General features: G+C 63.3%; 11 protein-coding genes. 3 read left to right on the forward strand and 8 right to left on the reverse strand.

The genetic code is table 11. The annotated features are described in order from the left end of the window. On the forward strand, window positions 1-106 hold a 106-nt coding region (locus tag WCE35_RS01880; RefSeq protein ID WP_424591651.1), incomplete at its 5' end, for a MarC family protein. Window positions 107-209: 103 nt separating this feature from the next. Here WCE35_RS01880 and WCE35_RS01885 read toward each other — a convergent pair. Beyond that, complete coding sequence (locus WCE35_RS01885) at window positions 210-677, reverse strand: MAPEG family protein (RefSeq protein WP_424591642.1); 468 nt, start codon at window positions 675-677, stop codon at window positions 210-212. 206 nt (window positions 678-883) lie between these two features. Here WCE35_RS01885 and WCE35_RS01890 point away from each other — a divergent pair, with 206 nt between their 5' ends. After that, on the forward strand, window positions 884-1,375 hold the full coding sequence (locus WCE35_RS01890; protein WP_424591643.1) for a hypothetical protein: 492 nt from the start codon (window positions 884-886) through the stop codon (window positions 1,373-1,375). 196 nt (window positions 1,376-1,571) lie between these two features. On the opposite strand, the gene WCE35_RS01895 is transcribed toward WCE35_RS01890, so the two are convergent. The 7 genes from WCE35_RS01895 to WCE35_RS01925 all read right to left on the reverse strand — a co-directional run bounded on the left by WCE35_RS01895 (window position 1,572) and on the right by WCE35_RS01925 (window position 9,386). Continuing rightward, complete coding sequence (locus WCE35_RS01895) at window positions 1,572-3,083, reverse strand: tripartite tricarboxylate transporter permease (RefSeq protein WP_424591644.1); 1,512 nt, start codon at window positions 3,081-3,083, stop codon at window positions 1,572-1,574. Between the two features lie 120 nt (window positions 3,084-3,203). Further along, window positions 3,204-3,746 (reverse strand): tripartite tricarboxylate transporter TctB family protein, encoded by a 543-nt coding sequence (locus WCE35_RS01900; RefSeq protein ID WP_424591645.1) that lies wholly within the window; start codon window positions 3,744-3,746, stop codon window positions 3,204-3,206. A gap of 9 nt (window positions 3,747-3,755) precedes the next feature. Further along, window positions 3,756-4,922, reverse strand: coding sequence for an S-methyl-5-thioribose-1-phosphate isomerase (gene mtnA, locus WCE35_RS01905; RefSeq protein WP_424591646.1), 1,167 nt, complete (start codon window positions 4,920-4,922; stop codon window positions 3,756-3,758). Continuing rightward, the gene (locus WCE35_RS01910) at window positions 4,919-5,794 is read right to left on the reverse strand and encodes an S-methyl-5'-thioadenosine phosphorylase (protein WP_424591647.1); all 876 of its coding nucleotides are present in this window, start codon (window positions 5,792-5,794) and stop codon (window positions 4,919-4,921) included. The genes mtnA and WCE35_RS01910 overlap by 4 nt, the downstream gene beginning before the upstream one ends. 100 nt (window positions 5,795-5,894) lie before the next feature. Continuing rightward, window positions 5,895-6,869, reverse strand: coding sequence for a Bug family tripartite tricarboxylate transporter substrate binding protein (locus tag WCE35_RS01915; protein ID WP_424591652.1), 975 nt, complete (start codon window positions 6,867-6,869; stop codon window positions 5,895-5,897). A 484-nt stretch (window positions 6,870-7,353) separates the two neighbouring features. After that, entirely contained in the window at window positions 7,354-8,151 is a 798-nt protein-coding gene (locus WCE35_RS01920) for an enoyl-CoA hydratase/isomerase family protein (protein WP_424591648.1), read from the reverse strand. Between the two features lie 35 nt (window positions 8,152-8,186). Next, window positions 8,187-9,386 carry a pyridoxal-phosphate-dependent aminotransferase family protein gene (locus WCE35_RS01925; RefSeq protein WP_424591649.1) on the reverse strand — a complete coding sequence of 400 codons (1,200 nt, stop codon included), beginning with the start codon at window positions 9,384-9,386 and terminating at the stop codon, window positions 8,187-8,189. Between the two features lie 171 nt (window positions 9,387-9,557). On the opposite strand from WCE35_RS01925, the gene WCE35_RS01930 reads away from it, so the two are divergent. Next, window positions 9,558-12,392: FAD-binding and (Fe-S)-binding domain-containing protein (locus WCE35_RS01930; protein ID WP_424591650.1), on the forward strand; the 2,835-nt coding region annotated here is incomplete at its 3' end.

Here is a 12,392-nt window from a genome sequence, read left to right on the forward strand (position 1 = left end):
CGGCACCACTGTCAGTGTCGTGTTGTCGCGCCTGCTCGGCGTGGTGCTGGCCGCTCTCGCCGTGCAGTTCGTGATCGACGGCGTGCGCACGGCACTGGCGGGTTGATTGGGCGCACCCATCGAGGGCCTGGGCCGGCGGTGCGTACCAGACTGACGCCGTCAATGTCCGATCCGGGTCCGGATGTACCCAGAGAAGCTGTCTACGCACATCAGTAACCCAATGCGGCGACCAAAGTCCGGCAAGTCATGAAAATCAGGATTAAAGAACCTACAGTCCAAAAGGTAGCGCGCATGTCATGGGTCTGCGCAGTGAAATAGGCCGCAAAGTGCAAGAGCCGCGATACTACGTAACCGTATAGAAGCAAGCGCGCGACCAGTAGCGACGGCTCGGTCAGAACGAAAAGCAAGCCAGCCACAAGGAAGAAAGGCAGGTTCTCAAGGTCGTTTAACTGAATTCGCCGGATTCGCTCGACGCGCTGGTTGGGCTCAAGCTGGTTCGGATCAGGCTCGGGATTGAGCAGCGTCTTCCTGATGTCTTCTGGCGAACGAAAACCACCCTTCTCCTGCATCATCCGAACTACAGTCAACCAAGACATGCTGACAGCCTTGAGTATCATAATCGTAGCGGCGATGACGTAGGTGGCAAACACCGGGTTGTGCAAATTGAGCTTGTCCAAATTTCTTTCCTCTCAGCCGAATCAGAATGAATGTGCGTCGTTGCATGCGCCCCCGGAAACGATGCGCCCCGCGAGCTGAAAAGAATAGCGCTTTGTGGCCAGGCCGAGAGCGAAAAATGGGTTGCAATCAGCTCTATCGACGATGACAGGGCTGATTTCCAGTTCGGGTCATTCACGACCGGGGCGAGCCAGCAGCAAGTGCGGCCATGTCCGCGATGCCGCTGACGGCGGAAGTAAATTCGGAGCATCAGCGGCTCCGCGACGGGCCATTGCGGGTGGATGGTGCCGCCGTGCATGCGCGTTTTGCACCCGACGGGCAAATCAATAAAAACCTGTCCAGCCCCTTTGAGAAAAATATTCCGCTTAACCCGTCGGGCAAATCAGTTCTACCAGTTCGCCCCGTCCTTTCCCGGCAAAAGGGGCGTATCGCGATCGTCACGAACGCGGGAGGGGATGCGGTGGACGCTAAAGCGCCGGCGCGAAACGGTGTCGCAGGGCGAGTCTCTCGTGAGCGATCAACCGGCGCGCAGGACGAACGGCGCCAAAGCGTACGGCAAAACCGTGTGGTCCCGACACCCGTTGCTGGTGCCAAGCTGCCGGTGGCGAGATCGATCCAACCGGATTCGATCAGCCATCAAGCCGGCAGCGACGGTGACAAGACGAATTCGTCGCCGGGGAGAGCGTGGCATAAGCCGTAAAACCATTGCGCAGGGAATGCCGGAGTGTTTCCGCTGAACCTGTATGCTCGTGTGCGCATTCTTATCTACAATTTGCACACGGGACCGCGGGTGCAGCGCGCACCCGGCATTCCCTGCTCCCTCTTTCTCGAGGGGACAGACCGTTCTTGCAAAACTCGGGCACATCGCGCCGCGAGAATATGAGCCCATGCGCTTTCTAAGCCTTCGCCGGCCGCAACAACCGCCTGACGCCGCCGAATGCCGCATCGATCAGCGGCCAGAACAGCAGCACAATCGCCAGCGTCGTGATCGAGCCGACCAGGCCGTTCGACCAGAACACCTTCATGTCGCCACCGGCGCCGATCATCGACAGGCGGAACGCGTCCTCGGCGCGGTTGCCGAGCACCAGCGCCAGCGTGAACGGCGCCAGCGGAATGCCGATCTTCTTGAAGACGTAGCCGACCACGCCGAAGCCCAGCATCAGCCAGATGTCGAACATCGCGTTCTGGATCGCATAGGCGCCGATCGCGCAGGACACCACGATCATCGGCGCCACCGCCGCGAACGGCACCCGCAGGATCGAGGCGAAGATCGGCACGGTGGTCAGCACCAGCACAAGGCCGACGACATTGCCGAGATACATCGAGGCAATCAGGCCCCAGACGAAGTCCTTGTGCTCGACGAACAACAGCGGGCCGGGATTGAGGCCCCACACCATCAACCCGCCGAGCAGGATCGCCGCGGTGCCCGAGCCGGGAATGCCGAGCGCCAGCATCGGCAGCAACGCGGCGGTGCCGGACGCATGCGCCGCGGTCTCCGGCGCGAACACGCCCTCGATGCGGCCCTTGCCAAAACTGTCCGGGTCCCTGGAAAAACGCTTGGCGAGATTATATCCCATGAACGAGGCCGCGATGGCGCCGCCCGGCGTGATGCCGAGCCAGCAGCCGATGAACGACGAGCGCAGCAGCGTCACCCAGTATTTCGGCAAATCCTTCCAGACCTTCAGCACCACGCGCAGGCTGATGCCGGCGGCGTGGCCGCGCAGCGCGAGGCGCTCTTCCATCGTCAGGAGGATCTCGCTGATCCCGAACAGGCCGATCACCGCCACCAGGAAATTGATGCCGCGCAACAGCTCGGCGGAGCCGAAGGTCATGCGCAACTGGCCGGACACCGTATCCATGCCAACGCCCGCGAGCAGCAGGCCGAGCGACATCGAGATCACCGTCTTGTGCCTGGCTTCGCGGCCGAGCCCGACGAAAGAGCAGAAGGTCAAGAGATACACCGCGAAGAATTCCGGCGGGCCGAACTTCAGCGCAAAGGACGAGATCATCGGCGCCAGGAACGTAATCAGAAGCACGGCCACCAGCGAGCCGATGATGGACGAGGTGAAAGCGGCGGTGAGCGCCTCCGCCGCCCTGCCCTGTTGCGCCATCGGATAGCCGTCGAAGGTGGTCGCGACCGACCAGGCTTCGCCAGGGATGTTGAACAGGATCGAGGTGATGGCGCCGCCGAACAGCGCGCCCCAATAGATGCAGGACAGCATCACGATCGCCGAGGTCGGATCCATGGTGAAGGTGAGCGGCAGCAGGATCGCGACGCCATTCGGTCCGCCGAGGCCCGGCAGCACGCCGACGAAAATGCCGAGCACGAGCCCAACCATCATCAGCAGCAGCGTCTTCCATGTCAGCAAGACCGCGAAGCCGTGCATCAGCAGACCGAAGGCTTCCATCAGTTGATCCCGAACATTTCGTCATTGCGAGAAGCGAAGCGACGAAGCAATCCGCTCTTCCTTCGGGGCGGCATGGATTGCTTCGCTTGGCTCGCAATGACGGGACTGGTCATGTCGCTGTTAGCGGCCGAGGGCCGCTTCGAGCGGTCCCTTCGGCATGATGACATCGAACGCGATGTCGAAGGTCACGAACATCACGGCGCTGAACAGCAACGCGGTCAGCAGCGACTTCCACAGCGCGATCTTGCCGACCGTCCGCATGAAGCCGGCGATCAAGAGGAAGCTCGCGACATAAAGCCCGAGATATTGCGTCGCGAGGCAGAACAGCAGCGTCGGCACGAACACCGCCATGACGCGGCGAAGCTGCGCCCGGGTGACGAACGTTTCCGCGGCTTGCCTGCGCGACAGCAAGGCGGCGACCAGGCCGTAGAGGCTGGCGCCGCCGAGGATCACCGACAGATAGAACGGAAAATAACCGGGCTGCGGGCCTGTCGAATCCCAGGCGGCGCCGGAACGCCAGTTGTCCCATCCGAGCGTCGCGGCGAGCGCGAGCAGCAGCAGCGACACCACGACGTCGACGACGCCGGTGCTGGTCACCGCGGGCGAGTTCGCCTCCGGCGCGGTCGGGTCATCGACGACAATTTCGATATCGGTGCTGGACATGGACCTGACTTACCTGGCTGGCCGAGGTGGCAAGGTGGATACAGCGCTGAATGGAGCGGCGTCAAATGTAGCCTTCAGCGCCGATGCGCGCTCGGGAAACGCGCTCGCAAGCGCAGCACGCTCAGGCCTCAGCACCCCGCGTTCGGTGATCAATCCCGTCACCAGCCGAGCCGGCGTGACGTCGAAACCGTAATTGGCAACCGGCGAGCCCTCCGGAACCACCCGCACCGTCTCGATCCGCCCCTCGGCGGTGCGCCCCGTGATGTGCGTGACTTCGCCGGCGCCGCGTTGCTCGATCGGGATCTGCCTGATTCCATCGTCGATACCAAAGTCGATGGTCGGCGATGGCAGCGCAACATAGAACGGCACGCCGTTGTCGTGGGCGGCGAGCGCCTTGAGGTAGGTGCCGATCTTGTTGCAGACATCGCCATTGGCCGCCACGCGATCGGTTCCGACGATGGCGAGATCGACCATGCGGTGCTGCATCAGGTGGCCGCCGGTGTTGTCGGGAATCACGGTATGGGGGACGCCGTGATGGCCAAGTTCCCACGCGGTCAGTGCAGCGCCCTGATTGCGGGGCCGCGTCTCGTCGACCCAGACGTGAACGGCGATGCCGCGATCATGCGCCAGATAAATCGGCGCCGTCGCCGTCCCCCAATCGACGGTGGCCAGCCAGCCGGCGTTGCAATGCGTCAATATGTTGACGGCTTCGCCCGGCTTCCGGGACGCCGCGATCCCCTCGATCAGTTCCAGGCCATGGCGGCCGATCGCCTGGTTGATCGCGACATCCTGTTCGGCGATTTCGCCGGCGCGCCGATAGGCGGCCTCGGTGCGCGCCGAGGGCGAGAGCGGTCCAAGCGTCCGCCGCATCTCCTCAAGCGCCCATTTCAGATTGATCGCCGTCGGCCGGGTCGCGATCAGCATTTCATGGGCCCGATCGAGCGCCGCGTCGGAGGCATCGGCGCGCATCGCCAGCGCCACGCCATAGGCGGCCGTAGCGCCAATCAGCGGAGCGCCGCGCACCAGCATGGACCCGATGGCCTCGCCGGCTTGTTCTACGCTAGTGATCCGCGCCACCACGAACTCATGCGGCAGCCGCCGCTGATCGATCGCGCCGACCGACCAGCCATCGCCCTCAAGCCAGATGCTGCGGAAATGACGCCCGTCGACCTTCATGGACGCAATACCCGTCCTGCCACCGCATCGAGCTTGCTGAGCAGCGCCGGATCGCGTGCTTCAGGGGCTGTGATCAAGGCGGTATCGAGCGCGCGGTCTGAGCCGATCGGACACGGCTCATGCTGGCGCGGGAAATCCCTGGCGAGACGTGCGACCAGCGCCTTCGCCTTCTCCGCATTCGAATTCAGGACGCGAATGATGTCCTGCACGGTGACGGCGTCATGTTCGGGATGCCAGCAGTCGAAATCGGTGACCATTGCCACGCTGGCGTAACAAATCTCAGCCTCGCGAGCCAGCTTGGCTTCCGGCATGTTGGTCATGCCGATCACCGAATAACCCTGTGCCCTGTAGGTCAGGCTCTCGGCAAGGCTCGAGAACTGCGGCCCTTCCATGCAGACATAGGTGCCGCCGCGCACGGCAGAAATTGCTTCGGCCTCGGCCGCGGCAGCCAGATGCGCCAGGAGCCGAGGCGACACTGGATGGGCCATCGAGACATGGGCAACGCAACCCCTGCCGAAGAATGAGCTCTCGCGCCTGTGGGTGCGGTCGACGAACTGATCGACCAGCACGAAGGTGCCGGGCGGCAGCTCTTCCCGGAACGAGCCGCAGGCCGAGAGCGAAACCAGGTCGGTGACCCCTGCCCGCTTCAGCACGTCGATATTGGCGCGGTAGTTGATGTCGGATGGCGACAGCCGGTGGCCCTTGTCGTGCCGCGGCAGGAAAACGACCGGCAGGCCGGCAATGGTGCCCTGGCGCAGCGGCGCAGACGGCTCACCCCACGGGCTTTCGACCGCCTCGTCGCGGACGTTCTCCAGCCCCGGCAGGTCGTAGATGCCGGACCCGCCGATGATGCCCAGTACGGCATTTGTCATGATTTATCGCGGTATCCTGCAGCGGGCTTTCAACACGGGACCGGTGGCTTCGCAAGTTCCAGTAGAACGGGAGCAGCAGCCGGATAAACGGTGTCTCCGCCTACTTCGCCACGAAACCCGCTTCGTTCATCAGCGAGGTGTTGAGCTTGTCGTCCTCTTCAAGGAATTGCACCATGTCCTTGCCGGTGAGGAAGACCGGCTTCAGCGCCTGCTTTTCCATATAATCCTTGTATTCAGTCGTCTGCGTCACCTTCTGGAACAGGTCGACATAGAACGCCTGCTGCTCCGCCGTTACCTTGCCCGGCAGGAACATCGCGCGCAGCATCAGATACTGAACGTCGAGCCCCTCTTCCTTGCAGGTCGGGATATCGTTCCACGATTGCGTCTCCGTGACCTTGGTCTTGTAGGAGATGCGCTCCTTGTCGAACACGCAGAGCGCGCGAACCTGGCCGGCGCGCCAGACCTCGAGATTTTCGGACGGGTTGTTGACGTTGGATTCGGTGTGATTGCCGACCAGTTGCGTCGCGGCCTCGCCGCCGGACTTGTAAGGCAGATAGGAAAACTTCGCGCCGGTCTTCTGTTCCATGAACACCGTAAGAACATGATCCTCACGCTTGGAGCCGGTGCCACCCATCTTGAACGGCGAGCCCGCGGCCCTGGCGGCGGCGATGAATTCCTTCACCGACTTCGGCCCCGCGGCATTGTCCCACAATACGAACTGATCGAGCGCGATCACCGACACCGGCGTCAGTTCACGCCAGTTGAAGGGGATCTTGGCCGACAGCGGCAGCATGTAGATCAGCGAATAGGCGATCAGCACCTTGTTGGCATCGCCCTCGCTCGATTTCATGTACATCAGCGCTTCCGCGCCGGACGCGCCCCCCTTGAGCGACACCACCATCGGCGGCTTCATCAGATTGTTCTTCTGGATCGCCGCCTGCATCATCCGCGCCATCTGGTCGGAGGCGCCGCCGGCGCCCGCTGCAACCACGATCTCAACCGGCTTGGTCGGCTCCCACGCTGCAATTGCGGGTGAAACCACCAGCAGGGCCGCCAGCGCGGCCGCAGCTCTCACGATGTCACGCACGTGTTTGTTCCCTGTGGCTTAGTTGCCTCGCAAGCTGCGGGCAATCGGATGATTGGACGCCAATGTGCGGGGTTATGCCGCTGATTTCAAGCCGGACCGTCCCGGCTATGACTTTCGCATGAGATCGCAGGCGCTTAGGCTTAGTTATTGAGACTTTCGGTTATAGAACGGCCTCCACCCATCCTGCGCACTCGCATTGTTGACCTGGGTCAACCGGGTCTGGTGCTCTCCGTAGCATGCTGCAGATATCTGACCGGGACGCGTCTTCGGGCAGCATCATGCTCGCTGAATGAATGGGGATATTCCCGATGAACATTCATAAGAAACTTCTCGAATGGCAGGCAGCTCACCCCAACATCACGTGGATCGGATGGGGTATTGTTTGGGCGATCGTTTTGTCGCTGTTGTTTTGGCCTTCGAGAAGTTTGAGGTGACCACCAGCCTGGCCCGGTTCGCAGCCGTTTAGAGCCTGTCACTGCCCCTTCCAATTCGGCGTCCGCTTGTTGAGGAAGGCATCCATGCCCTCGCGGAAATCCTCGCTCATATAGGCGCGCAGGATCAGGTCTTCGCCCTCGTCGCGCGTCAGCGTGCGACGGATGCGGCGCACCGCTTCCTTGGTGACTTCGAGCGTGATCGGCGCATGGCCGGCTACGAGCTTTGCGGTGTCATCCGCGCGGCGCTGCAAGGTCGCAACGTCCGGCACCACTTCGTTGAGCAGCCCCAGCGCCAGCGCCTCCGGCGCCTCGACCAGGCGGGCCTTGAAGATCAGATCCTTGGTGCGCGCCGGTCCGATCAGCGAAACCAGCCGGGAGATGTTGGACATCGACAGGCAATTGCCGAGCGTGCGCGCGATCGGAAAGCCGATCCGCGCCGCCTCGGTGCCGATGCGGATGTCACAGCAAGCCGCGATCCCGGCGCCGCCGCCGGTGCAGGCGCCGGCGATCGCCGCGATGGTCGGCACGCGGCACTGCTCCAGCGCGCCGAGCACACGATCGATCCGCGCTTCATAGTCGAGCGCATCCTGCGCGGTCTTGAAGGCACGGAACTGCGAAATGTCGGTGCCGGACGCGAACGCCTTGTCGCCAGCGCCGGTCAGGATCATCGCCTTGATCGAGCGATCGGCGTTGACGGTCGCGCAGATCGCCGCCATCTGCTCGTACATCGCAAAGGTCAGCGCGTTGCGGGCCTGCGGGCGGTTGAAGGTCAGCCGGGCGATGCCGTCCGCGACGGAGTAGATCAGGTCTTCGGTGGCGGCTACCGGAGCGTTCATCGCGGGCTCTTTCTTCGTGTTGTTCGGAGATCAAATCAGGCGACGGCCACCTTTGGCATCTGCACGATATCGCGTCCCTTGAGGACCTCCATCGCCGCCAGCACGCCGCCGCCGCGATGCGGCACCTTGGCGAGATCGAGACCCATCTCGATGCCCGACAGCGTGCCCATCAGCATCAGATCGTTGAAGTGTCCGATATGGCCGATCCGGAACACCTTGCCCTTGATCTTGTTGAGGCCGGTGCCGAGCGACATGTCGAAATGCTCCAGCACCACCTTACGGAAATTGTCGGCATCGTGGCCTTCCGGCATCACCACGCCGGTCAGCGCCGGCGAATGCGCGCCCTGCTCCTGGCATTGCGTTTCCAGGCCCCACGCCTTGATCGCGGCGCGCGTCGCCGCGCTGTGGCGCTTGTGGCGCGCGAAGACGTTCTCGAGCCCCTCTTCCTCCAGCATCGCAACGGCTTCCTTGAGCCCGAACAGCAGATTGGTCGCCGGCGTGTACGGCCAGGTGCCTGCCTTGTTGATGGCGATGACGTCCTGCCAGTCCCAATAGGACCGCATCACCGGATTGGCCTTCGCCACCGCGAGCGCCTTTTCCGACACCGCGTTGAAGCCGAGGCCCGGCGGCAGCATCAATCCCTTTTGCGATCCGGCCACCGAAACGTCGATCCCCCAGGCGTCATGCTCGTACTCGAGCGAGCCGAGGCCGGAGATGGTATCGACCATCAACAGCGCCGGGTGCTTGACGCGGTCGAGAATCTTGCGGACTTCGAGCGGATAGGTGACGCAGCCGGTCGAGGTCTCGTTGTGAACGATCATGACCGCCTTGATCCTGTGCGCACGATCATCCGACAGCCGCGCCTCGATCTGCTCGAGGTCGGCGCCGTGGCGCCAGTCGCCGGGCAGGAAATCGACGTCCAGCTTGAATTTTTCGGCGATGCCGCGCCACAGCACGGCAAACTGGCCGGTCTCCGCCATCAGCACCTTGTCGCCCGGCGCCAGCGTATTGACGATCGCGGCCTCCCAGGCGCCGGTCCCCGATGACGGATAGATGATGACCGGCTGCCTGGTCCGGAACACCCGCTGCATGGCCGCCAGCACCGCGTGCCCAATCTCGGCAAACTCCGGGCCACGGTGATCCATGGTCGGCATGTCCATGGCGCGCAGCACCCGATCCGGCACGTTGGTCGGTCCCGGAATCTGCAGAAAATGCCTTCCAGTGTGCACGGTCATGGGGCGTCCTTCCCGGTATCAAATCGGCTGCGCAAGCCGCTCGAATATCACTAATTGGCTGGCTTGTCCCCCGCCCGGCGGAGCCCGTCAATGCGCCAGAAGCAGGGCTTTGCCTTGCCAAGCCGGACCGCGGCAGGCAAGAAATGAGGGGTATCGCACGAGATCGAACCAATGGCGGCAATGAAAGCCGAAAAATCGCAAAATTCGGCCGAAAGCAGCGGCCTTGCCGCACGCCTTGCCCGCGAGATTACCGGCGACGTTTTCTTCGACGCCTTTAATCGGGGCCGCTATGCGACCGACGCCTCGTTCTACCAGATCATGCCTTTTGGCGTCGTGGTTCCCCAGACCGTGGACGAGGCGCTGCGGGCGATGGCGATCGCGCGGGATGAGGGGCGAATCGTCACCCCGCGGGGCGGCGGCACCTCGCAATGCGGCCAGACCGTCAACGAGGGCCTGGTTGTCGATTTTTCCAAGCATCTGAACCGTATTCTCTCGCTCGATATCGAGAACCGCTCTTGCGTGGTCGAGCCCGGCATCGTGCTTGACGATCTCAACCGCCAGCTCGGCAAGCACGGGCTGTGGTTTCCGGTCGACGTCTCCACCGCGTCGCGCGCCACCATCGGCGGCATGGCCGGTAACAACTCCTGCGGCGGCCGCTCGCTGCGCTACGGCACCATGCGCGACAACACGCGCTCGATCGATGCGGCGCTCGCCGACGGCACCTTGCTCCATTTCGGCGAGGTGCCGCGCGATCTGGCCGACGTGAATTCCCCCGACAGCGGGCTGGCGCTGTTCCGCGACATGCTCGATCTCGGCAAGCGCGAGGCGGCCGAGATCGCCGAAAAGTTCCCGAAGGTGCAGCGCCGGGTCGGCGGTTACAATCTCGACGCCCTGGTGCCGCGCAACGCGCCCAACAATATGGCGCATCTTCTGGTTGGCTCCGAAGGCACCCTCGCCTTGACCACCCAGGTCGAGCTCAAGCTATGGCCGGTGATCCGCAACAAGGTGCTCGGGGTCTGCCACTTCGGCAGTTTCTACCAGGCGATGGATGCCGCCCAGCATCTGGTCAAGCTGCGCCCGATCGCGGTCGAACTGGTCGATCGCACCATGATCGCGCTCGGCCGCGACATTGCGATGTTCCAGCCGATCATCGGCACCGCGGTGCGCGGCGATCCCGACGCGGTCCTGATCGTGGAATTCGCGGAAGAAGATCAGGCCGAGAACCTGCACCTTTTGAAGCGGCTTGGTGAGCTGATGGCCGATCTCGGCTTCGGCTGGGACAATCCGCCGCGCAAATGGGGCGGCGTGGTCGAGGTCACCGAGCCAAGCTTGCAAGCCGGCATTGCCGATTTCCGCGCGGCAGGCCTCAACGTCATGATGTCCATGAAGCAGGAGGGCAGGCCGGTGTCCTTCGTCGAGGATTGCGCGGTGCCGCTGCCGCATCTCGCCGACTATACCGAGCGGCTCAACGCCATCTTCGCCAGGCACGGCACCCGCGGCACCATGTATGCGCACGCCTCCGAAGGCTGCCTTCATGTGCGCCCGGTGCTCAACCTGAAGCTCGAAAAGGACGTCAAGGCGATGCGCGCGATCGCCGAAGAGACCTTTGCGATGGTACGCGAATACAAGGGCTCGCATTCCGGCGAGCACGGCGACGGCCTGGTGCGTTCCGAATTCCATGAAGCGATGTTCGGCTCCCGCATCGTCGCTGATTTCAGGGAAGTCAAGCAACGCTTCGACCCGGATAATGTGCTCAATCCCGGCAAGATCGTCGATCCACCCAAGATGGACGACCGCACACTGTTCCGCTATCCGCCGGATTACCGGGTCAGCGAACTGAAAACCGCGCTCGACTGGTCGGCCTATCCGGGTGCCGGCGGCGGTTTCCAGGGCGCCGTCGAGATGTGCAACAACAATGGCGCCTGCCGCAAGCTCGAGGGCGGCGTGATGTGCCCGTCCTATCGCGCCACCCGCAACGAGAAGGATGTCACGCGGGGGCGCGCCAATACGCTGCGGCTGGCGATTTCGGGCCAGTTGGGACCGGACGCGCTGGCGTCGGATGAAATGATGGAGACGCTAAAGCTCTGCGTATCCTGCAAGGCCTGTCGCCACGAATGCCCGGTTGGCGTCGATATGGCCAAGATGAAGATCGAAGTCCTGGCCGCGCGCGCGGCAAAGCATGGGCTCTCGCTGCGCGACCGGCTGGTCGGCTATCTGCCGCGCTATGCCGCGCTGGCGTCACGCTTCGCCCCGCTCGCCAACTGGCGTAACAGCAGTCCGTTGTTGCGAAGGCTGTTCGAGCAATTCGCCGGCATAAGCGCCCAGCGGGCGCTGCCGGCGTTCCGGCGCGACACCTTCAGACCAGACGCCGAGGTCATCGGCTTCCCGGATGGCCGTGAAGTCGTGTTGTTCGCCGATACCTTCAACCGAACCTATGAGCGGGAAAACCTTGAGGCCGCGCTGCGCGTGCTGGTCGAAGGCGGATACCGCGTGCATATGCCAAGGCCGGCAGATGGCGCCCGGCCGTTATGTTGCGGGCGGACGTTCCTGTCGGCAGGTCTCGTCGATGAGGCGCGCGCGGAACTGGACCGGCTGGTTACAACCTACGCGCCGTTTGCCGCACGCGGCGTGCCGATCGTCGGCCTCGAGCCGAGTTGCCTGTTGACGTTGCGTGATGAACTGCTCTCGCTGCGATCCGACGAGGCCGCAAAGAGCATCAGCGCGCAGGCACTGCTGTTCGAGGAATTTCTGCTGCGCGAGGCGGAGGGTGGTCGGCTGCGGCTGCCGCTCGGTTCGGTCGCCGCAAAAGCCCTGGTGCACGGCCATTGTCATCAAAAATCGTTCGGCGCCTTCAAAGCGGTTGAAAAAGTGCTTCGCCTCGTTCCCGACCTGAGTGTTGAAACCATCGATTCCAGCTGCTGTGGCATGGCCGGCGCCTTCGGCTACGGCGCCGACACCTGTCAAACCTCGATGGCAATGGCCGAGCTCGCGCTGCTTCCCGCGGTA

Source organism: Bradyrhizobium sp. (assembly GCF_049691595.1).
In the GTDB taxonomy this organism is placed as follows: domain Bacteria; phylum Pseudomonadota; class Alphaproteobacteria; order Rhizobiales; family Xanthobacteraceae; genus Bradyrhizobium.